Here is a 22,245-nt window from a genome sequence, read left to right as displayed (position 1 = left end):
CGTGGCTGGCGGGAATCCGACATGGACGTCACGCTTCCTGGGGCCTCTCGGATCACTCCGACCGCCATGCCGACTCGCGCAGCAGCCGCAGGCCGTTGAGGCCGACCAGTACGGTCGAGCCCTCGTGGCCCGCGACGCCGAGCGGCAGCGGGAGGTGACCGATCAGGTCCCACAGGACGAGGACGGTGATGAAGGCACCGGCGACGACCAGGTTCTGGAGCACCAGCCGACGGGCGCGCCGGGAGAGCCGTACGACGGCGGGTACGGCCGCCAGCTCGTCGCGCACGACGACCGCGTCGGCCGTCTCCAGGGCCAGGTCGGAGCCGGCGCGGCCCATGGCGGCGCCGGCGTGCGCGGCGGCCAGCGCGGGGGCGTCGTTGACGCCGTCGCCGACGAAGAGCACCTTGCGGCCGGCCCGCTCCTGTTCCCGTACGGCCTCGACCTTGCCCTCGGGCAGCAGGTCCGCGTGGACGTCGGTGATGCCGGTCGCGGTGGCCACCCGGGCGGCGGCGGCCGCGTGGTCGCCGGTGAGCAGGGTGGGGGCGGCACCGGTGAGGGCGGTGAGCGCGGCGGTGGCCGGGGCGGCGTCGGCGCGGAGGCGGTCGGTCAGGGCGAGGGTGCCGAGGAGGGTGCCGTCGCGGGTGACCCGGACGGTGGTCTCGGCGCCCTCGGGGGTGTCCGCGCGGCCGACGTGCACCGTGCGGCCGTCGATCACGGCCGTCACGCCGCGGCCGGGAGCCGCCGTGAAGTCGTCGGCGGACGCGATGTGCAGTCCCCGGGCCCGGGCGGCGGCCACGATCGCGCGGGCCAGCGGGTGTTCGCTGGGGTGCTCGGCCGCTGCCGCGAGGGCGAGGAGGGCGTCCTGGTCGAGGTCGGACGCGGGAAGGGGGCGTACGGCGGTCACCTCGGGGGTGCCCTCGGTGAGCGTGCCGGTCTTGTCGAGGGCGGCGGCGTCGATCTCGCCGAGGCGTTCCATGGCGACCGCCGACTTGACCAGGACGCCGTGCCGGCCGGCGTTGGCGATGGCGGAGAGCAGGGGCGGCATCGTCGCGAGGACGACCGCGCAGGGCGAGGCGACGATCATGAACGTCATGGCGCGCAGGAGAGCGTCCGTGAGGGCGGCGCCGAGGACGAGCGGGATGCCGAAGACCGCGAGGGTCGCGATCACCACGCCGACCGAGTAGCGCTGCTCGATCTTCTCGATGAACAGCTGGGTCGGCGCCTTGGTGCGGGACGCCTCCTCGACCAGGGTGACGATCCGGGCGACGACGGAGTCGGCCGGGTCGCGCGTGACGCGGACGCGCAGCGCGCCGGTGCCGTTGAGGGTGCCGGCGAAGACGTCGTCGCCGGGGCGCTTGAGGACGGGCACGGATTCGCCGGTGATGGTGGCCTGGTCGACCTCGCCGGCGCCGTCGAGGACCGTGCCGTCGGCGCCGATCCGCTCCCCCGGCCTGACCAGGACCAGGTCGCCGACGGTGAGGTCGGCGGCGGGGACGGTCTCCTCGCGGTCCTCCCGCACGCGGGTCGCGGTGGTGGGCGCGAGGTCGAGCAGGCCGCGCACGGAGTCGGCGGTGCGGGCGGTGGCCAGGGCCTCCAGCGCGCCGGACGTGGCGAAGATGACGATCAGCAGGGCGCCGTCGAGGACCTGCCCTACGCCCGCCGCGCCCAGCGCCGCGACGATCATCAGCAGGTCGACGTCCAGGGTCTTCTCGCGCAGCGCCCGCAGGCCCTCCAGCGCGGGCTCCCAGCCGCCGGCGGCGTAGGCGATCGCGTACAGCGGGGCGTACGTCCAGGCGGGGGCGCCGCCGATGTCCAGGGGCAGCGCCAGGAGGAACGCGACGAGGGACACGAGCGCCCAGCGGGCTTCGGGCAGGGCGAGGACGCGGGTGCGGTGAGGGCGCGCGGGGGTGGCGGGTGCCTTCGCGGGAGCGGGGGCGAGGGTGGTGGACACGCGGCCACCATACAGGAACACATGAAGACTCATTCATTCGTTCATCCGTTCATGTGCCGTGGCGGAATGCGTAAGATGACCGCATGGGTCATGGAGCCGCCACCACCGCGCAGGACGCCGCCGAGCGGGTGCGCCTGGACGCGGACAACGTCGCGAAGGTCGCCACGACCCTCCAGGCCCTGTCCACCCCGTCCCGGCTGCTGATCCTGGCCCGGCTGCGCGAAGGCCCGCTGCCCGCCACGGAGTTGGCGGCGGAGGTCGGCATGGAGCAGTCGGCCTGCTCGCACCAGCTGCGGCTGCTGCGCAACCTCGGTCTGGTGGTCGGCGAGCGCAACGGCCGTTCGGTGGTGTACGCCCTGCACGACGACCATGTCGCCGGACTGCTCGACCAGGCCGTGTACCACGTGGAGCACCTGCGGCTGGGGATCAGCGACGCCGCCGGCTGACGGCGCCGCTCCCCCGCTCCCGTCCGCTACTGCGTCGCCGTCGGCCGCCGCGAGGCGCGCGTCGCGTCACGGACGTCGGTGAGCGGGCGCAGCCGGTAGGTGTACGCGTAGTCCCGGTCGGCGAAGAGCTTGAACTCGTCGTGGGTGTGCGCGCCCCAGCTGTTGTCGCCGCCGACGCCCATCTGACGGTGGTTCAGGCGCAGGACGACCTCGTCCCTCGGGGTCAGCTGGTAGTCGTGGCGCACGCCGGCCGAGAGGTCCTCCGGCGTGAAGAAGGACGCGTTGGCCTCCAGCAGGGGTTCGCCGGACGCGAGCAGGCCCACGCCGTGGCGGTCGGTGAGGGCGATCCAGCGGACGTCGGTCTTGTTGCCGTTCTCCTGCGGGCGGATGTACGGCGTCCACTGCTCGGCGACGGTCCCGGAGTACAGGCCGACGTCCGTGCCGTCGTTCCGGTCCCAGTGGTTCTCCTCCGGGCCGCGCCCGTACCAGTGCAGCCGGTCCAGGCGGCCCGGCAGGAACAGCATCGTGCCGACCTCGGGGAGGTAGGGCAGGTTCGCGGCGCCCGGGTGCAGGGTGTTGTCGACCTTGATCTCGCCGTTGCCGAAGACCGTGTACGTGGTGGTGTACGCCGACTCGGTGGTGGTGGGGAGGGTGCCGGTCACCTTGATCTCGACGGCCCGGTCGCCGAGGGTGCGCACGGCGACGTCCGTGACCTCGCGGCGGGCGCCCGCGTCCCGCCAGGTCTGGTTGCGGGTGTGCTGGCCGTTGCCCTTGTCGTTGTCGGTGGGCGCCCGCCAGAAGTTGGGCACGGGCCCGGAGGTGATCAGGCGGGTGCCACTGGCCTCGTAGGAGGTGATGGTGCCGGTGCGCTTGTCGACGGTGACCGAGAAGTCCCCGCCCTTGACCCTGACGTCCTGGTCGCGGTCCTCGTGCCGCAGCGCCGGGACGCTCCGCAGGCGTGCCGGGGTCACGGCGGGGGCGCCGGTCTCGACGGGGAGTTGCTGCCGGGCCACCTCGAAGCCCGCCTTCGCCCACGGGGTGGACTCCTTGGTGGTGAAGGAGAGTTCCAGGAAGTACTCGGTGCCAGGGTCGGGGGCGCCGGGCAGCCGGACGGGGAGGGTGATGTCCTTGCTGGACCGCGGTGCCACGTCCAGCTGATCCCGGGTCAGTTTCCCGCGTCGTACGGCCTTTCCGTCGGCGACGAGTTGCCACCGGCCGTCGAACTCGCGGAGGTTGGTGAACAGGTACTCGTTGGTGAGGGTGACCGCGCCGGGGTCTTGGCCGGGGCCGCGGGCCGCGTTGACGGCCTGGTAGACGCGCTTGACCTCGGCGGCCTTGCCGGTGTGTCCGCGGTCGGCGGTGACGATGCCGTCCGCGACGAAGGCGCCGTCGTTGGGGTTGTCGCCCCAGTCGCCGCCGTAGGCGAGGAACGTCCTGTCCCCCGGCCGCTTCGTCCCGGTCTTCACGGTGGCGGCGTCGAACCAGAACCGCACGCCGTCGTCGCCGGGACCGCGGCCGTCGGAGGCCAGTTCGGTGGCGCCGAGGGCGCGGGCGTAGACACGGGCGCGGCGGATGGTGCCGCTGAACTCCCGTACCTGGTTGTCGGCGTCGGTGGCGAGCGCGAGGGGCGCGGTGTTGCTGCTGGGGCGCCGGTCGGTGGTGCGGGTGGCCCGCTCGACGCCGTCGACGTACAGGGTCAGGGTCCCGGCATCCGCGTCGAAGACGCCCGCGATGTGGTGCTCGCTGCCGGTCCAGTCGTCCGGTACGTTCCAGTTCGCGGTGATCCACTGGCCCTCGGAGTGGATGAAGAACTCCAGTGTCCGCCCGTTCTGCTTCAGCGCGTACTGGGTGTCGCCCTTGGCGAGGAGCGGCTGGTGGTAGCCCGTCACGTGCGGGGTGACCCAGGCCTCCAGGGTCAGCGAGCCGGTGAGGTCGAGGCTGTCGTGGCGCTCGAAGACGGTGATGCCGGACAGGCCCTTGTCCCGGTCGAGGGTGCCGCGGGTGGCGAGGATCTCGCCGCGCAGTCCGGCCGGTCCGGCCTCGGTCAGCAGGGTGCGGGCGGGGACGGGCGTGTACAGGGACTGGTCGACGAAGTCCCAGATCCAGCCGCCCTGGAGCACGTCGTGGGCGCGCACGACGTCCCAGTACTTCTTGAAGTTGCCGGTGGAGTTCCCCATCGAGTGGGCGTACTCGATCATGACGTACGGCCGGGTGTCGGAGGTGTCCTGCGCCCGCTGCTCGACGCGCTGCGGGCTGTCGTACATCGCCGAGCGGATGTCGCTGATGCCGGGGCGGTCGTCACCCTCGTACTGGATGACGCGGGTCTCGTCGTAGGAGCGGATCCAGTCGTGCATGGCGGTGAAGGTGGAGCCGCCGCCCGCCTCGTTGCCCAGCGACCAGATGACGACCGAGGCGTGGTTCTTGTCGCGGTGGACCATGTTCTGGGCGCGGGCCACGCAGGCGTCGGTCCAGTCGGGATGGTCGCCGGGGTACTCGTCGCGGATGGCGTGGGTCTCGAGGTTGGTCTCGTCGACGAGGTAGAGGCCGTACTCGTCGGCCAGTTCCAGCCAGTACGGGTTGTTGGGGTAGTGCGAGGTGCGGACGCTGTTGATGTTCATCCGCTTGATGATCTCGATGTCCTTGACCATGTCCTCGCGGCTGAGCGCGGTGCCGCGAGAGGGGTGCATCTCGTGGCGGTTGGTGCCGCGGAAGGAGACGGGCCGGCCGTTGATCCGCATCAGCCCGTCCCTGAGCGCGAACTCGCGGAAGCCGACCCGGTGGGACAGGGTCTCGACCACCTTGCCAGCCGCGTCCCGCAGGCGCAGCACGGCCGTGTAGAGGTCCGGGTGCTCGGCCGACCAGAGCCTGGGCTTCGACACGGCCTTGGCGGCCCGTACGGTGACGTCCTCGCCGGCGCCTGCCGAACCGATGTCGACGGGCTGCTCCAGCGGCCGGGACCAGACGGCGTGGCCGCGCGCGTCGTACAGCTGGGTCTCGACGGTGTAGCGCCCGGTGCCGCCCTCGCCGTACGCCCGCACGCTCGCGGTGACGGCCAGCTCGGCGCCGGTGTAGGTGTCGTTCAGCGGGGTGTCCAGCTTGAAGTCGCGCAGGTGCACGGCCGGCGTGGAGTAGAGGTGGACCGAGCGGAAGATGCCGCTCAGCCGGATCATGTCCTGGTCCTCCATCCAGTCGCCGTCGGCGTAGCGATAGACCTCGACGGCGATCTGGTTGGTGCCGGGCTTGAGGTGGTCGGTGACGTCGTACTCGGAGGGTGTGTAGGAATCCTCGTCGTAGCCGACCAGCTCGCCGTTGATCCACACGTAGTGCGCGGACTTGACGCCCTCGAAGTGGAGGAAGGTACGGCGGCCCTTCCAGTCGCGGGGGACGGTGAAGGTGCGCCGGTACTGGCCGACCGGGTTGTAGCGGGTCGGCGCGGCGGGCGGCTGCGGGTCCTCGCCGAGGCCGTTGGGGCCCCAGTACGGGTAGGTGATGTTCAGGTAGATCGGGAAGTCGTGGCCGTGCAGCTGCCACACGGACGGGACCGGGATGGTCTCCCAGTCCCCGTCGTCCACGTCGGTGCGGTGGAAGTCGGCGTCCCGGTCCTCGGGGCGGTCGGCGTAGGCGAACTTCCAGCTGCCGTCCAGGCTCAGCCGGTAGGGCGAGCGGGCACGGTCGCCGGCGAGGGCCTGTTTCACGTCCGCGTACGGCGTGAGGGTGGTGTGCGGCGGTTCGGTGCCGAGCCGGAAGACGCCGAAGTCGTTCCACTCCGGGGGCTCGTCGGCGGCGGCCGTCCGCCGCCCGGCCGCGTGCGCGGCGAGCGGCGAGGCGGACAGGGTGAGCGCGCCGAAGACGGCGGCTCCGCCCTCCAGGAGGCGGCGGCGGCTGACGACCGGACGGTGGGGGCGGGCCGGGAATCCGGCGGGTGACACGGATGAGTGCGGCATGACCGTGGCCTTCCGTGGGCTTCGGGGGCGGCTCAACGCACGGTGCTGTGAGTGCAGTTGACGTGGGGGCGGATGGCAACTGCAGGTGACGCGGCGACTACTGAGTCAGTGGTCACCCTAGGACCCGAACACAACCGAATCAATTATCCCGTCGGAGTTTGTTCGTTCCTGGTGAACAGGGGCGTCTTCAGTGACCGGCCACGCGATCAGGGCCGCTGGGGCAGCCAGGAGTGCCCCAACGGCCCCTGACGGGGAACCGGTCACCACGTAACGTCTCCCTGTGAGCCTGTGGACTTCCGTGGAGCCCGCGTCCGCGACTGTGGACCCCGGCAGCAGTACGCGCGTACGGCTGAGGGTGCGTAATACCGGTGACGTGGTGGACGAGTACCGGTTCGAGCCCGTCGGGGACATCGCTCCCTGGACGACGATCGAGCCGCAGACCCTGCGTCTGTATCCGGGCACGACGGGGACGGTCGAGCTGACCTTCGCGCCCCCGCGTACGCCGGATGCGGTGGCGGGGCCGAACCCGTACGCGGTGCGGATCACGCCGACGGAGCATCCGGACGCGGTGACGGTGCCTGAGGGCAACCTGACGATCACCTCGTTCACCGAGGTGCGGGCGGAGTTGGTGCCGCCGACGGTGAAGGGCAGGTTCCGGGGCCGGCCGAAGCTCGCGGTGGACAACCTCGGCAATACGAAGGTGACGGCGTCGATCGCCGGCAGCGACAACGGCGACCATCTGTCGTACGAGATCCGGCCGTCGAACGTGCAGATCGAGCCGGGGCGCGCGGCGTTCGTGGAGACGACGCTGAAACCGAAGCAGGTCATCTGGTTCGGCTCGAAGGAGGAGCGGCCGTACACGCTGGCCGTGCGGCGCTCCGGAGTCGACCCCACCGCTGTCGAGGGCACGTACGTCCAGCGCGGGTTCCTGCCCCGCTGGCTGGCCACGTTCCTGGGCATCGCGGTGGCGCTGACCATCGCCTTCGTCATGATCTGGATCGCCTACAAGCCGCAGGTCCGCACCAGCGCCACCGAGCAGACGCAGCAGGCGGGCGCCGCACTCGCACCCAGTCCGAGTGCGAGTCCGGAGATCCTGCCCAGCACCGCCGAGTCGGCCCCCGCCGAGCAGCCGCAACCGCAGCAGCCGGTCACACAGCAACCGAAGGACGACGACGCCGAGAAGCCGCCGGCGCCCAAGACACCCGAGAAGGAGACGTCGGGCGGGGGCGAGAAGCAGAAGCCCGGCACCGAGCCCGAGCCCGCCCCGGAGACCGTCGCCCCCGGCACGACCATCTACGGCCACGCCTCGAACCGCTGCATCGAGGTGGTGGGCCACAAGTGGCGAGACGGTGCACCGCTGCAGATCGCGGACTGCAACGGCAAGAACTGGCAGAAGTGGGACTTCCGTTCCGACGGCACGATCCGGTCGATGGGCCTGTGCATGGACGCGACCTGGGGCGGCACGGCCAACGGAACGGTGGTCCAGGTGGCGGTGTGCAGCGGCAACCCGGCACAGCAGTTCATCCTGGCCGGCCCCAAGGACCTGGTCAATGTGCAGGCCAACAAGTGCGTCGACGTCGTCGACCAGAAGACCGGCAACGGCGCCAGGCTCCACCTCTGGGAGTGCAACGGCCAGGACAACCAGAAGTGGAGCACGCGCTGACGTACCCGGGACAGGGGTCGGCGCTCCGCCGAGGAGGCGCACTAAAGCGGTCCCCGGCGCCCGACGGGGTCAGTCCACCCGCGCCGTGAACGCCTCGTGCGCGCGGTCGTCGAAGAGGACGAAGCGGACCTCCGTGACCGACGTGTCGGTGGTTCGGACGGTCTCGACGGCGATGCGGGCCGCGTCGTCGAGGGGCCAGTGGAAGACGCCGGTGGAGATGGCCGGGAAGGCGACCGTGTGGGCGCCCAGTTCGTCGGCGACGCGGAGGGATTGGCGGTAGCAGGAGGCGAGGAGGGCGGAGCGGTCCTCGGTGGTGCTGTGTACCGGGCCGACCGTGTGGATCACCCAGCGGGCGTCCAGGTCGCCCGCGGTGGTGGCGACGGCGCGGCCGGTGGGGAGGCCCTTGCCGAGGTGGCCCGCGCGGAGCCTGCGGCACTCGGCGAGGATCGCGGGGCCGCCGCGCCGGTGGATGGCGCCGTCGACGCCGCCTCCGCCGAGGAGGGAGGAGTTGGCGGCGTTGACGATCGCGTCGGCGCTCTCGCGGGTGATGTCGCCCTGCACGAGGGTGATGGTGGGCATGGCCGGTCCTCGCTCGGCTCGGGTGTGTGTCGGGGTCAGGTCTGGCGGAGTCTGCGCCAGACGGCCTTCGCCGCGTTGTGGCCCGACATGCCGTGGACGCCGGGTCCTGGCGGGGTGGCCGACGAGCAGATGAACACGGCCGGGTGCGGGGTCGAGTACGGGAAGAGGGACAGCTTGGGGCGCAGCAGGAGCTGGAGGCCGGAGACCGCGCCGGAGGCGATGTCGCCGCCGACGTAGTTGGCGTTGCGGGCGGCGAGTTCGGGCGGGCCGGCGGTGGCGCGGGCGAGGACGCGGTCGCGGAAGCCGGGGGCGAAGCGCTCCAGTTGGCGTTCGACGGCGTCGGTGAGGTCGCCGGTCCAGCCGTTGGGGACGTGGCCGTACGCCCAGAAGACGTGCTTGCCTGCCGGGGCCCTGGTGGGGTCGGCGACGCTGGGCTGCACGGTGATGAGGAACGGCCGCTCGGGCGCGCGGTCCGTGCGGGAGGCCGCGTGCAGGGCGGCGCCGATCTCCGCGCTGTCGGCGCCGATCTGCACGGTGCCGGCGCTGCGGGGTTCCTCGGCGGTCCAGGGGACGGGGCCGTCCAGCGCGTAGTCCATCTTGAAGACGCCGGGGCCGTAGCGGTAGCCGGCGTAGTGGTTGCCGAGGCCGGCGATGCGGGCCAGGGCCGTGGGCGAGGTGTCGAAGACGTACGCCCGCGCGGGCGGCAGGTCGTCGAGGCGCTTGACCTCGTAGTCGGTGTGGACGGCGCCGCCGAGGTCCTCGAGGTAGGCGGTGAGGGCGTCGGAGATGGCCTGGGAGCCGCCGCGCGCCACGGGCCAGCCGCGGGCGTGCGCGGCCAGCGCGAAGACCAGGCCTATGGCGCCGGTGGCGAAGCCGCCGAGCGGGGCCATGACGTGCGCGACGAGCCCGGCGAAGAGGGTCTTGGCCTTCTCGTCGCGGAAGCGGCGCATCAGCCACGTCGACGGGGGCAGACCGACCAGTCCGAACCGGGCGAGGGTGACCGGGTCGTGGGGCAGCGCGGTGAGCGGCAGGGACATGAAGTCCCGGGCCAGGGTGTCCCACCTGGGCAGGAAGCGCTCGACCAGCCTGCGGTAAGTGCCCGCGTCGCGTGCTCCGAAGGAGGCGGCCGTCTCGCCGACCGAGCGGGCGAGCACGGCGGCCGAGCCGTCCGGGAAGGGGTGTGCCATGGGCAGGCCGGGGTGCAGCCACTCCAGCCCGTACCGCGCCAGGGGGAGGTCGCGGAATGCGGGTGAGTTGATGCCCAGCGGGTGCGCGGCGGAGCACGGGTCGTGCCGGAAGCCCGGCAGGGTCAGCTCCTCCGTGCGGGCCCCGCCGCCCACGGTGCCCCGGGCCTCGAACACGGCGACCGCGAAGCCGCGGCGGGCCAGCTCCACGGCGGCGGTCAGTCCGTTCGGCCCCGCACCCACTACGACCGCATCGAGCATCGACGGCACCTTGGGACCCCTTCGTCAGCCGATGGCCACTCGGCATCAGGATATGCCCGGGGTGGGGCGGCCCGCGGTCGCGGGGCCCCGCCCGCGGCGGCCGGTGCGGATCAGGCCTCGCCCGACAGCAGTGCCACCACCCGGCGGGCCGTGGCCGCGTCGCGGGCCGCGGTGAACGGCAGGTCGTTGTCACCGGTGATGCGGAAGGGCTCGCCCGTACGGGTCAGGTGGGTGCCGCCCGCCTCCTCGACCAGCAGGAGTCCCGCCGCGTGGTCCCACGCGGCCTCCCAGGAGAACGCCGTGGCGTCGGACTCGCCGCGGGCGACCGCGAGGTACTCCAGGCCCGCCGAGCCGCAGGCGCGGGGTGCCACGCCCGGGGTGCGCAGGACGAGCAGGGCGCGCTTCTGCTCGTCCGTCGTGTAGTCCGGGTGGGAGGTGGCGACGCGCAGGTCGCGGCCGGGCTCGGGCGGTCCGGCGTACAGCCGCTCGCCGTCCAGGAAGGCGCCCCGGCCCCGCACGGCCGTGGCGAGCCGGTCCTGGGCGGGGGCGTAGGTCCAGGAGGCGTGGACGACGCCGCGGTGGGCGAGCGCGACCAGCGTGCAGAAGCCCTCTTCGCCGCGCACGAACTGGCGGGTCCCGTCGACCGGGTCGATGATCCACACCGGCGCCTCGCCGCGTATCGCCTCGTACGACGCGGGGTTGTCGTGCACCGCTTCCTCGCCGACCACCACCGAGCCGGGCAGCAGGCCGGCCAGGACGTCGGTGAGGTACAGCTCGGCCTTGCGGTCGGCGTCCGTCACCAGGTCGTGCGGGCCGGCCTTCTGGTCGACCTCGTCCGCCGCGAGCCGGCGCCAGCGCGGCATGATCTCCTGGGCGGCCGCCTTGCGGACGGCCTCCTCCACGTCGTCTGCGTGCCGGGCGAGAAACTCGTCGATGGTTTCGTTGTTCTCGATCATTGCTCCATGAGAGCACGCGCCACTGACAATCCCCACCCGGGTGGTGTACTCCGGGTGGAATCGACACGAACACCCGGTGCGGGGTCAGCGGCCGACCGCGTACCCCTGCATGCCGCGCGGGTTCGCCGCCGCCGACAGCACGCCCGTCTCCGGGTCCCGCGCGACGGCGCACAGCCGGCCCTCCGACCACGCCTCGCCCACCGTGACGTCGTGCCCGCGGCGGCGCAGCTCCTCGACGACCTCGGCCGGCATGCGGGACTCCACGGTGACGCCGCCCGCCCGCATGCCGCGCGGGAAGAAGGACCCGGGGAAGCTGTCGTTGTGCCAGTTCGGGGCGTCGATGGCACCCTGGAGGTCGAGACCGCCACGCACCCGTGCACGGAGCGCGACCGACAGGAAGAAGTGCAGCTGCCACTGGTCCTGCTGGTCGCCGCCGGGCGTGCCGAACGCCATGACGGGCACCCCGTCGCGCAGGGCGACGGAGGGGGTGAGCGTGGTCCGCGGCCGGCGGCCCGGCGTGAGTGAGTTGGGCAGGCCCTCCTCCAGCCACGTCATCTGGAGCCGGGTGCCGAGCGGGAAGCCCAGTTCGGGTACGACGGGGTTGGACTGGAGCCAGCCGCCGCTGGGCGTGGCCGAGACCATGTTGCCCCAGCGGTCCACGATGTCGAGGTGGCAGGTGTCGCCGCGGGTGCCCCCGTCGGCGGCGACGTCCGGTTCGCCCGGCACGGGGGACGTCGGGCTCTTGGCGACCGTCGGCTCGCCGACTCCCAGGGCGTCGAGGCCCTCGCCCTCCACGGCCGCGACGAGCGCGTGCGCGCTGAGCCGCGGGGTGCGCCCGCCGGGAGCGCCGGGCCGCAGCTCGAAGGACGCCTTCTCGCCGACGAGTCGCCGCCGCTCGGCGTTGTACCGCGGCGACAGCAGGTCTTCGAGGGGCACCTCGTGGGCGCCGTGCGCGTCGCCGTACCAGGCCTCCCGGTCGGCCATGGCGAGCTTGCAGCCCTCGACCAGCAGATGGACGTAGTCGGCGCAGCCGTGAGCGGGCAGTTCGGGCGGAAGGAGCGCCAACTGCTGGAGCAGGACGGGGCCCTGGCTCCACGGGCCGGCCTTGCACAGGGTCCAGCCGTTCCAGTCGTAGGTCGCGGGGGCCTCGTAGTGGGCGGACCAGCCGGCGAGGTCGGCGGCGGTCAGGGTGCCGGTGTGGTGTTCGCCGCTGGTGTCCTTGGTGGGCCGCCCGGCCTGCCGTACGAGGGCTTCGGCGATGAACCCGGAGCGCCAGGTCTCCCGGGCCGCGTCGATCTCCGCCTCCCGGTCCCCCGCGCCGGCGACCTCGGCCAGCAGCCGTTTCCAGGTCGCGGCGAGGGCGGGGTTGCGGAACAGCTCGCCGGGGCGGGGCGGGTGCCCGTCCGGCAGGTAGACCTCGGCCGAGGACGTCCACTCGGTCTCGAAGAGTTCGCGGACGGTCTCGACGGTCTCCGCGACGCGCTCCACGGGCGCGTGCCCGTGCTCGGCGTAGCCGATGGCGTACTTCAGCACCTCGGCCAGTGACCTGGTGCCGTGGTCGCGCAGCAGGAGCAGCCAGGCGTCGAAGGCACCGGGCACGGCGGCGGCGAGCGGCCCGGTGCCGGGGACGAGGTCCAGACCGAGGCCCTTGTAGTGCGCGACCGTCGCCCCGGCCGGCGCCACGCCCTGCCCGCACAGCACCCGTACCTCGCCGTCCGCCGGCGCGAGCAGGATCGGCACCTCTCCGGCGGGCCCGTTGAGGTGCGGCTCGACGACGTGCAGCACGAAGGCACCGGCCACGGCGGCGTCGTAGGCGTTGCCCCCGTCCTCCAGTACGGCCATGGCCGACTGCGAGGCGAGCCAGTGGGTGGAGGACACCATGCCGAAGGTGCCCTGGAGGGTGGGGCGGGTCGTGAACTGCATAGGGGGACCTCGGTGCTTGTATACGTCGCGTCGGCCCATCCAACATCACAACGGGGCCCGGGGGGAATGCGTCGTTCCACTGCACCGTCCCCCAACACCCGCACCGTTTGACCACACCCGCACCGGCCCCGCCCCCGCACCGTCACGCGCAGCGCACCCCGGCCAGCTCCTCGGACCGTTCCCAGATCCGACGGGCGTCGTCCGTGCCGCGCAGCCGGCCGTAGAGCTTCTGCCGCGCGGGCGGGCCGCCGAGGTGGCCCGGGCCGCTGGGGCCGTAGAACTCCCCGCGTCCGGCCTGCGGCGACGTGGCCGCGTACAGCGCGGGGAGCTGCGCGGTGCGGACCGTGCCGAGGAGGATGCCGCGGGCGGACAGGGCGCGGATGACGCGTACGCCCAGGGTGTCCTCGGTACGGCCCAGTTCGGGGCGGGCGGCGAGCAGGCTCGTGGGGGCGACGCCCGGGTGGGACAGGTTGCTGGTGATGCCCCAGTCACCGGCCGCGCTGCGGCGGTCGAGTTCCAGGCCGAAGAGTCCGAACGCGATCTTCGACTGGCTGTAGGCGCGCCTGCCGTCGTAGGAGCGTTCCCAGTTCAGGTCGTCCCAGTTGATGGCGTTCTGGTTCGCCGCGACGCTGACCTGTGACGTCACGCGTGCCCGGCCGGCCCGCAGCAGCGGCAGCAGGTGGGCGACGAGGGCGAAGTGGCCGAGGTGGTTGGTGCCGAACTGCAGCTCGAATCCGTCCGCGGTCGTCTGGCGCTCGGGCGGTGTCATGACGCCGGCGTTGTTGACGAGCAGGTGGATCGGGCGGTCCTCCACCAGCAGGGTCTTGCCCAGCGCGGCCACGGACGTGAGCGAGGACAGGTCCAGCGTGCGCAGCGAGACGTCCGCGCCGGGCACCCCCGCGCGGATCGCTTCGAGTGCCGCCTCGCCCTTGCGCGGGTTGCGGACCGGCAGGAGCACCTCCGCGCCGGCGGCCGCGAGGCGGGTCGCGATGCCGAGTCCGATGCCGTCGCTCGCGCCGGTGACGACCGCGCGCTTGCCGGACTGATCGGGGACGGTGATGTCGAAGTCGGTGCGTGGCATGGTTCGCTCCCTCGTGGCGTCGTTGCCTCCACCGTCACCGAATCCGCGGTGCCGGTGCAGGGCCTGCCGATCCCCTGATAGCGGGGCCGAGGTACGGCGCCAGGGTGCCGTCCGCGCAGGTCAGGTCCCTTTTCCGGACAGGCTGGGGGCCGCCGGGTGCCGGAGAGGGGGATCGGCCGTCCGTGGCTGGGCGCCCGCGGCGGCGGTAGAAAGAGAAGCGGCACCGAGGAGAGGACCCCATGGAGATCGACCGGACCGGGCTGGCCGCCTTCCTCCGGCGCAGGCGGGAGCTGCTGCAGCCCGAGGACGTCGGACTCCCGCGGGGACAGCGCCGCAGGACCAGTGGTCTGCGCCGCGAGGAGGTCGCGGCGCTGTGCAACATGTCGACCGACTACTACGCGCGTCTGGAGCGGCGGCGCGGCCCGCAGCCCTCCGAGCAGATGGCCGCCTCGATCGCCCAGGGCCTGCACCTGTCGCTGGACGAGCGCGACCATCTGTTCCGTCTGGCCGGGCACAACCCGCCCGTCCGCGGCACGGTCGGCGAACACGTCGGCCCCGGCCTGCTGCGTATCCTCGACCGCCTGGCGGACACCCCCGCCGAGATCGTCACCGAACTCGGGGAGACCCTGCGCCAGACCCCGCTCGGCGTGGCCCTGACCGGGGACACCACGGACTTCACCGGACCGGAACGGAGCATCGGTTTCCGCTGGTTCACCCTGCCGGCCACCCGCGCGCTGTACGCACCGGAGGAACACGCCCTGCTCTCCCGCGTGTTCGCGTCCGGACTGCGCCAGATCGCCACCGTGCGGGGGCCGGGCTCCCGGGCGGCCCACTACGCCGACCTCCTCCTGGAGCGCAGCGAGGAGTTCCGGAGCCTGTGGGACACGCACGAGGTGGGCGTCCGCCCCAGCCACGTCAAGCACTTCCTCCACCCGGAGGTCGGCCCCCTGGAACTGCACTGCCAGACCCTCGTCGACCCCGACCAGTCGCACCTTCTGCTCGTCTACACCGCAACCCCCGGCTCCGAGAGTTACGACAGGCTGCGGCTGCTCTCCGTCATCGGCAGCCAGACGGTGGGCTGACCGACTCCGACGCGGGTGTTCGCGTGAAGACTCTGTACGAACTCTGTTTCCCCGTTGTATGACTTCTCCCTATGTGATGGTGGATGCGTTTACCGAGGCGCGCGCTTCGGGTGTCGGTTGACAACGTTGTCCTCAGGGGAAAGGGTCCGTGCTCGTCATGCCTGACAGATCCAAGAGACCACCGATACGGCCGGCCAGACCCCGAGCCCTGCGCGCGACGGTCGCCGCGGTGCTCGCCGGGGCGCTCGGCCTCGGCGTGTTGACGAGCGGCGGCACCGCCGCGGCCGTACCCGCGACGTCCGCGTCCGCTTCCGGGGACGCGTCCGGCGGGACGGACTACACGAAGCTGGTCGACCCGTTCGTGTCGACCGCCGGTGACGACGGCAACGACCTGCCCGGCGCGCAGGCCCCGCACAGCCTGGCCAAGGTCAACCCGATGACCACCCCCGGCCGCAACCACTCCGGGTACGACTACAACGAGGACCACATCGCCGGGTTCACCGCCACGAACCTGGACGGCGTGGGCGGTTCGGGCGGCGGCGGCGACCTGCTGGTCGTCCCGACGTCCGAGCGGTACGACAGCCGCCCGGCCACCGGCACGTACGCGCACCCGTACAGCCACGACGACGAGACCGCGACGCCCGGCTACTACCGGGTGGGCCTCGGGGCCCCCTCCGGGACCATCGACGCCGAGATGACCGCGACGACGCGCACGGCGCTCGAGCGGTACAGCTTCCCCGACGGTGCCGAGCCCCAGCTCGTCCTCGACCTCGCCAACAACTTCACCAGCCGCACCCGCGCGACCCTGGACGCGACGACGCTGAAGGACGGGACCACCGCGATCAGCGGACTGATCGCGGGGTCGTTCAACGGCGCCTCGTACCGCCTGTACTACTACGCCACCACGAACGCCCCCGTGACGTCCCTGCGCAGTTGGGGCGACGACGGCACGCTGAGCGACGCGACCTCGCGGGACGGCACCGACACCGGGGCCGTCCTCGGGTTCGGCAAGGCCGACGGCGACGACATCGAACTGCGCGTCACGCTGTCGCCGATCAGCGCCGAACAGGCCGCGACCGACCAGCACAGCGAGGTGCGGGGCCGCACGTTCGACGAGGTGCGGGCGCAGGCGAAGGCGGACTGGAACAGCACGCTCGGCGCCGTCGCCGTCAAGGCCTCGAAAAAGGCCGACCCTGACTCGAGCCTCACCAAGCAGTTCTACACGCACCTGTACCGCATGTACGCGCTGCCGGTGAACGCCACCAGCACCAGCGGAACGTACCGGGGCGTGGACGGCGCGGTGCACAAGGCGAACGGCTTCACGTACTACGACGGCTGGTCCACCTGGGACGACTTCCGCAAGTACTCCGTCGAGGCCTACATCGACCCGGCCACCTACCGGGACATGGTGCAGTCCGCCGTCATCCTCTTCGCCGACGCGCACGCCTCCGGCAAGAGCCTCGGCAGCCTCACCCACTCGGTGCCGACCGTGCGCTGGGAACGCTCGGCGGTGGTGATCGCCGACGCGGTGTCGAAGGGCTACAAGAACTTCGACCGTCTCGACGAGGCCTACCCGGCGCTGAAGTCGTACACCGGCTACTACACGGGGACGCAGCTGCGGCAGGGATACGTCACCGGTGACCCCGGTACGACGGTCCAGCGCGGCTACGACCAGTGGGCGCTCTCCGTCATCGCCGACGCGCTCGGTGAGGACGCGGACGCGAAGAAGCTGCGCGAGCAGGCGACCATGGCGATCGACAACCTCGTCAAGCCCGGCGCCTGGACGGCGGCCGACGGCACCGAGGTCGGTCTGCTCACCCCGCGCGACGGCGAGGGCGACTGGCAGGGCGTCGACTACGAGAAGTTCGAGGAGGCCAAGCTCTACCAGGGCACCCTCTGGCAGTACCACTGGTACGACGCCTACGACATGGGCGGTCTCATCGAGGCCATGGGCGGTGAGAAGGCCGGCAGGGCGGCGATCCGGCACATGTTCGGCGAGGACTCGGACGCCGACGACGGCTCGGCCATGCTGCACTCCAACGCCAACGAGATCGACCTCCAGGCCCCCTACCTCTTCAACTACGTCGGCGAGCCGAGCCTGACGCAGAAGTGGGTGCGCGCCATCTACACCGGCGAGACCTGGAACCGGTACATCGCGACGGGCTCCACGAACGAAGCGCCCAGCTCCGGCGGCGAGTTCAGGCCGCCCGTCAAGACCAAGGTCTACGAACTCGCCCCCGACGGCTTCCTGCCGACCATGGACAACGACGCCGGCACCATGTCGACCATGTTCGTCGCCGCCGCCCTCGGGCTGTTCCCGGTGACCGCGGGCTCCAGCCAGTTCCAGATCGGCAGCCCCTTCTTCGACTCCACGACGATCAGCTACGCCAACGGCGCCGAGTTCACGGTGAAGGCCGACGGAGTCTCGCCGAGCAACTACTACGTGCAGGGCGCGACGCTCGACGGCAAGCGGTTCTCGAACACGTGGCTCGACTACTCGCAGATCGTCTCCGGCGGGACCCTGAAGTTCGACATGGGCTCCAAGCCGTCCTCGTGGGGCGCCCGCGGCGAGCCCGCGTACTCGCTGAACACCGACACCGGCGACGACGGTGACGGCTCCGGACCAGGCAAGGGCACGACCGTCGTCTCCGCCCGCCCGGACAGCGTCGACACGGCCGCGGACGGCACCGTCGACGCGCGCGTCGAGCTCCGCCTGTCCGGCAGGGCGTCGTTCGCCGCACGCAAGGGGACCAGCCTCACCCGGACCGGCGCGGCGAGCGTCACCGGCCTCCCCGACGGTCTCGAGGCCGACCTGCGGGTCACCGGCAGACGTACGGCGTCGCTGAAGCTCACCGGCACCACGAAGACCGACGTGCGCGTCGGCCTCACCTTCCGCGACCGGGCCTTCGCCCACGGCGTACCGGCCTCGACGGTGAGCGGCACCGGGGTGTCGGTGACCGACCCGCTGGTCGTCTCGGCCGCGGCGGTGCATCGCAAGAGCCTCGACGCACTCGCCGACGAGGCGTCGCTGGTGCGCGAGGGCAATTACTCCGAGGGTTCCTACAGCGTGTTCCGGGCGGCGCTGGAGCGCGCGCGGACCGTCCTCGCGGACTCCGGCTCGGCGACGGGCACGCTCATGGCCGCGCACGACGCGCTGCGGTCCGCCGTCGACGCGCTCACCCTCGACGAAGGCGGCTACGCCGTCCTCCAGGCCGAGGACCCCGACCGGATGGAGGGCCCCAGCCTCGTGAAGGAGGCGTACTACTCGGACGGCGACCTCGGCGGCGTCACCGAGGGGTCGTGGGAGCAGTTCAGCGACCTCGACTTCGGCGGGGTCGCGCCGCGCAGCGTCTCCGTGCGCTATGCCAACTCGCAGGCCACGACGGCGGAACCGAGCAGCGTCGACATCCACGCCGGAGACGCCGACGGGCCCGTCGTCGCCACCGTCCAACTGCCCGGCACCGGCGGCTGGCAGTACTACACCACGGTGCGGGCGGCGGTCACCGACCCGGCCGCCCTGCTGGACGCGTCGAGCGCGACGTTCGTGTTCCACGCCCCGGCCGGACGGCAGTGGGTGTCGAACTTCGACTGGTTCCAGTTCTCCCCCGACCAGTCCTCGTCGACCTCCCCGACCACGACACTCGCCACGCTGACCACGGCCAACACCGCGGCGACCGGGGACGGTTCGCTGCCGCTGAAGGTGTCGGGCGGCGTCTTCGAGAACGTGACGAACGGCGCGTGGGCCGAGTGGCGGGACACCGGCCTGGGTGACGGCGCCGACACCGTCGCCGTCAGCTACGACAAGCCCCGCTCCCGCGCGGCGTCGGACTCGCACATCGAACTGCGCCTGGGTTCGAAGGACGGCCCGACGGCCGTCACGATCCCCCTCGACTACACCGGCTCCGGCTGGGGAACGGTCTCCACCACCAGCGTGCGGCTCGACCCGGACGTCTTCGAGGGCGTCCAGGACGTGTACGCCGTCTTCGTCTCCAGCACCCAGACCGACGCCCAGCCCTACGTGGCCAACGTCCACTCGCTCACCCTGACGCGGGAGGCGGACGCCCCGGTGGTGTTCGACGCCACGGCGTTCGAGGCGGGCAGCGGCGGCGGGCTCAAGAGCGAGCCGGCCACCTGGAGCGACGCCGGTTCCGCCACCAGCCTCGGCGGCACCTACGACGGGGCCTGGCTCGACTACGGGGACATCGACTTCGGCGACTCGCCGAAGAACACCCTCACCCTCACCTACGTCAACAACTCCGCCCGCTGCGGCACCGGTTCCGCCGTCCAGCTCTACCTGGACTCCTTCGACGCGCACGCCCCGGGTACTCCGTACGCGACCGTCCCGCTGCCGGTCACGGGCAGCTCGTGGTCGTCGGGAGGGACGACCAGTCTGACCCTGCCCGAGGGGATCACCGGCACGCACGCCGTGCATCTGCGGCTGACGACGAACGCGGACGCCTCGCACCCGTACGTCGCCAACCTCGGTCAGGTCACCTTCGACCACGTCGAGGCGCCCGCCGAGACGGACCTGTCCGCGCTGCGCAAGGCGGTCGACCAGTACGAGGGGCTGTCCGACGACGCGGACCGGTACGGCACGATCGACTTCGGTGTGTTCCGGCGCGAACTCGCCGCCGCCCGTACCCTCCTGGGCGCCGACGACGCGACGCAGCTCGAGGTCGACCTGCGGACCCGGAGCCTCACCCTCGCCGCCAACCAGCTGGTCCCGCTCCCGAGGCTCAGGCTGGAGAACCTGGTCGCCACCGCGTCCGCCCTCGGCGACGAGCGCTACACGCAGGCGTCCTGGTCGGCGTTCACCAAGGCGCTCACCCGGGCCGAGGCCGCAGTCGCCGACGAGGCGGCGACGGACGGCACCCTCACCACGCGCCACACGGCGCTCGAGCGCGCCATGTCCGGGCTCACCACGAAGCGCAGGACGGTGCCGAGCGCGCCCGACGCGGTGTCGGCGACCCCGTCCGGCTCGAGCGTGAAGGTCGCCTGGTCCGCTCCGAAGGACGACGGGGGTTCGCCGGTCACGGGCTACGAGGTCACCCTCAGCGGTGGTCACCAGGTCGAGATCGCCGATCCGGACAGCCGGAGCACGGTGTTCACCCGGCTGAGGTCCGGTACGTCGTACACGGCCCGGATCCGGGCGGTCAACGCCCTCGGCGACTCGGCTCCGAGCGCCGCCACCCGGCCCTCCGTCACGGGCGACAACAGGCCTCAGACGCCGACCGTCACGGGCGTGGTCACCGACGGCAAGCGGGTCCGGGTGACCTGGCGGTCCGCCGGCGACGGCGGATTCCCGGTCATCGGCTACACCGTCGCGCTCGACGACGGAACCACCGCGCACGTGTCCGGCACCACGGACTCGGCGCTCCTCGCCACCGCGGGCAAGGCGAGGACCCACACCGCCACCGTGACCGCCGTCACCCTGGCCGGCACCTCGGCGGACCCCGACCCGGCGGCCGGGTCGACCACCACGACCACGACCACGACCGGGTCCTCCACCGCCTCCGACTCCGCCGGCGCCGTCCCGGCGGACTACGAGCCGTCCCCCTTCCCGGACGACGTGCTCAACGCGACGTACGCGTCGGACGCGTGGCCGAAGACCGACGACGGGACCGACTACTTCAACAAGCTCCTCAGCGGTTTCGACGACCTCCCCGCCGGCACCCTCGGCGCCAACACCGAGCTGCCCGCGGGCTCCCCGCTCAGCGCGGAGAACGACAAGATCACCGTGCGCGTCAACAACGCGGCGTCGCAGAAGCAGGTCGACCGGGCCGAGGTGGACGCCACGAACAGCGCCACCGTCACCATGGCCGACGGCCTCGGCTCCCGGCTCGGCCCGATCTACCGCGACGCCTTGGAGGAGGGCCAACTGCCCAAGACCAGCGCGCTCTTCTCCCGCGTCACCAAGAACCTCGACACCCACGACGCGGCGAAGAACCACTACGACTACCTGCGCCCGTACGTGCGGCTCGGCTTCGCCGGTGACGGCGGCGCCGTGTACGAGTCGCAGGACAGCTCGTACAGCGGCCTCGCGGGGCAGGGCTCCTACCCGAGCGGCCACACCTACGGCGGCTACGAGGCCGGGACGATCCTCGCCACGCTGCTGCCGGACCTGGCACCGTCGATCCTCGCCCGGACCTCGGAGTACGGGGACAACCGCCTCGTCCTCGGCTTCCACTACCCGCTCGACGTCATGGGCGGCCGCGTCACCGCCCAGGCCACCGTCGCGCACCGGTGGGCGGACCCCGCTTTCGGGGAGCTGCTGACCCAGGCCCACACCGAGATCGAGAACGTGCTGCTCGCGCAGTGCGCGAAGGAGGGATACGGCGACACCCTCACGGCCTGCGCGGGCGACCCCTACGCAGGCCTCAGCACGACCCAGCACGTCGACCAGTACACGCAGCGGCTGTCGTACGGGTTCTCCCAGGTCGGCAAGGGCGGTCAGGCGCTGGACACGCCGTCCGACGCGGCGGCGCTGCTCATCACGGCCTTCCCCGACCTCACCGACGAGCAGCGCACCGAGGTTCTGGAGCAGACCGCGACGGACTCCGGGTACCCGCTCGACCTCACCGGGACCGGCGGGCCGAGCTGGCAGCGGATCAACCTGGCGGCGGCCATGGCGGCGGACGTGGTGGTCAACGCCGACGGGTCGGTCACGGTGACTGACTTCCCGGACGCCACGAAGGCCAGTGTCGCCGACGCCTCCGCGATCACCGTGGGCGGCGTCGCGATCGACGGGTTCGATCCGGACGTGAGCACGTACGTCGTGGACTGGCCGAAGCGCGGGAGGATCCCGGCCGTCGGCGCCGTGGCCGCCGCGTCCGGCGCGCGGGTGAAGGTCACCAACGGCAGTTCCACCGTCTCGTCGTCCCAGTCCCGGTTCACCACCCGCACGATCACGGTGACCTCGGCGAGCGGCGCGGTCACCCGGACCTACACGGTCGGGATCCAGCGGACGGACCACGATCACCGCTCGGCCGCGACCGGCGGTGGCGGCGCCGTGGGCGGTCATGGTGCCGTAGGCGGTCACGGTGCCGTAGGCGGTCACGGTGCCGTAGGCGGTCGTGGACAGCTCTGGTCGCCGGCCCGGGAGTGGGAGGCGACGCGGGACATGCCCTGGGCACCGGGCAGGGGGTGATCTCGGCGGGCTCCCGCTGACCCCCGAC

General features: G+C 72.3%; 11 protein-coding genes. 4 read left to right on the top strand and 7 right to left on the bottom strand.

Annotation, left to right across the window (positions count from 1 at the left end; all coding sequences use genetic code 11):
- Nucleotides 1-52: 52 nt before the first annotated feature.
- Nucleotides 53-1,984: a heavy metal translocating P-type ATPase gene (locus tag ACGH7X_RS31855; RefSeq protein ID WP_399891673.1), complete on the bottom strand. Its 1,932-nt coding sequence runs from the start codon at nucleotides 1,982-1,984 to the stop codon at nucleotides 53-55.
- A gap of 50 nt (nucleotides 1,985-2,034) precedes the next feature.
- Here ACGH7X_RS31855 and ACGH7X_RS31850 point away from each other — a divergent pair, with 50 nt between their 5' ends.
- Nucleotides 2,035-2,397: an ArsR/SmtB family transcription factor gene (locus ACGH7X_RS31850; RefSeq protein WP_399891670.1), complete on the top strand. Its 363-nt coding sequence runs from the start codon at nucleotides 2,035-2,037 to the stop codon at nucleotides 2,395-2,397.
- A gap of 26 nt (nucleotides 2,398-2,423) precedes the next feature.
- Here ACGH7X_RS31850 and ACGH7X_RS31845 read toward each other — a convergent pair whose 3' ends face one another.
- Nucleotides 2,424-6,341 carry a glycoside hydrolase family 2 TIM barrel-domain containing protein gene (locus ACGH7X_RS31845; protein WP_399891668.1) on the bottom strand — a complete coding sequence of 1,306 codons (3,918 nt, stop codon included), beginning with the start codon at nucleotides 6,339-6,341 and terminating at the stop codon, nucleotides 2,424-2,426.
- 280 nt (nucleotides 6,342-6,621) lie between these two features.
- Here ACGH7X_RS31845 and ACGH7X_RS31840 point away from each other — a divergent pair, with 280 nt between their 5' ends.
- A complete protein-coding gene (locus ACGH7X_RS31840) occupies nucleotides 6,622-8,004 on the top strand; it encodes a ricin-type beta-trefoil lectin domain protein (RefSeq protein WP_399891665.1) in 1,383 nt (460 codons plus the stop codon).
- Nucleotides 8,005-8,073: 69 nt separating this feature from the next.
- Here ACGH7X_RS31840 and ACGH7X_RS31835 read toward each other — a convergent pair whose 3' ends face one another.
- From ACGH7X_RS31835 to ACGH7X_RS31815, 5 genes are all read right to left on the bottom strand, one after another.
- Nucleotides 8,074-8,583, bottom strand: a complete 510-nt coding sequence (locus tag ACGH7X_RS31835; RefSeq protein WP_399891662.1) for an O-acetyl-ADP-ribose deacetylase — start codon at nucleotides 8,581-8,583, stop codon at nucleotides 8,074-8,076.
- A gap of 35 nt (nucleotides 8,584-8,618) precedes the next feature.
- Nucleotides 8,619-10,028, bottom strand: coding sequence for a phytoene desaturase family protein (locus tag ACGH7X_RS31830; RefSeq protein ID WP_399891659.1), 1,410 nt, complete (start codon nucleotides 10,026-10,028; stop codon nucleotides 8,619-8,621).
- A gap of 110 nt (nucleotides 10,029-10,138) precedes the next feature.
- A complete protein-coding gene (locus tag ACGH7X_RS31825; protein WP_399891657.1) occupies nucleotides 10,139-10,984 on the bottom strand; it encodes an inositol monophosphatase family protein in 846 nt (281 codons plus the stop codon).
- Nucleotides 10,985-11,068: 84 nt separating this feature from the next.
- Entirely contained in the window at nucleotides 11,069-12,907 is a 1,839-nt protein-coding gene (locus tag ACGH7X_RS31820; RefSeq protein ID WP_399891654.1) for a gamma-glutamyltransferase family protein, read from the bottom strand.
- Between the two features lie 142 nt (nucleotides 12,908-13,049).
- Nucleotides 13,050-13,988, bottom strand: a complete 939-nt coding sequence (locus ACGH7X_RS31815; protein WP_399891652.1) for an SDR family oxidoreductase — start codon at nucleotides 13,986-13,988, stop codon at nucleotides 13,050-13,052.
- A 239-nt stretch (nucleotides 13,989-14,227) separates the two neighbouring features.
- Here ACGH7X_RS31815 and ACGH7X_RS31810 point away from each other — a divergent pair, with 239 nt between their 5' ends.
- Both ACGH7X_RS31810 and ACGH7X_RS31805 read left to right on the top strand, forming a co-directional pair.
- Nucleotides 14,228-15,070 (top strand): helix-turn-helix transcriptional regulator, encoded by an 843-nt coding sequence (locus ACGH7X_RS31810; protein ID WP_399891649.1) that lies wholly within the window; start codon nucleotides 14,228-14,230, stop codon nucleotides 15,068-15,070.
- A gap of 157 nt (nucleotides 15,071-15,227) precedes the next feature.
- Nucleotides 15,228-22,217, top strand: coding sequence for a glycoside hydrolase domain-containing protein (locus ACGH7X_RS31805; protein ID WP_399891646.1), 6,990 nt, complete (start codon nucleotides 15,228-15,230; stop codon nucleotides 22,215-22,217).
- Nucleotides 22,218-22,245 lie beyond the last annotated feature (28 nt).

Source organism: Streptomyces sp. BBFR51 (assembly GCF_044591655.1).
In the GTDB taxonomy this organism is placed as follows: Bacteria; Actinomycetota; Actinomycetes; order Streptomycetales; family Streptomycetaceae; genus Streptomyces.
Note: the sequence above shows the minus strand (reverse complement) of the source record. Positions and strands in the feature narration are given on the sequence as shown.

Coding starts and splice junctions, on each gene's coding strand:
- ACGH7X_RS31855 (WP_399891673.1), bottom strand. CDS start 1,984: ATGAGTCTTCATGTGTTCCTGTATGGTGGCCGCGTGTCCACCACCCTC.
- ACGH7X_RS31850 (WP_399891670.1), top strand. CDS start 2,035: ATGGGTCATGGAGCCGCCACCACCGCGCAGGACGCCGCCGAGCGGGTG.
- ACGH7X_RS31845 (WP_399891668.1), bottom strand. CDS start 6,341: ATGCCGCACTCATCCGTGTCACCCGCCGGATTCCCGGCCCGCCCCCAC.
- ACGH7X_RS31835 (WP_399891662.1), bottom strand. CDS start 8,583: ATGCCCACCATCACCCTCGTGCAGGGCGACATCACCCGCGAGAGCGCC.
- ACGH7X_RS31830 (WP_399891659.1), bottom strand. CDS start 10,028: ATGCTCGATGCGGTCGTAGTGGGTGCGGGGCCGAACGGACTGACCGCC.
- ACGH7X_RS31825 (WP_399891657.1), bottom strand. CDS start 10,984: ATGATCGAGAACAACGAAACCATCGACGAGTTTCTCGCCCGGCACGCA.
- ACGH7X_RS31820 (WP_399891654.1), bottom strand. CDS start 12,907: ATGCAGTTCACGACCCGCCCCACCCTCCAGGGCACCTTCGGCATGGTG.
- ACGH7X_RS31815 (WP_399891652.1), bottom strand. CDS start 13,988: ATGCCACGCACCGACTTCGACATCACCGTCCCCGATCAGTCCGGCAAG.
- ACGH7X_RS31810 (WP_399891649.1), top strand. CDS start 14,228: ATGGAGATCGACCGGACCGGGCTGGCCGCCTTCCTCCGGCGCAGGCGG.
- ACGH7X_RS31805 (WP_399891646.1), top strand. CDS start 15,228: ATGCCTGACAGATCCAAGAGACCACCGATACGGCCGGCCAGACCCCGA.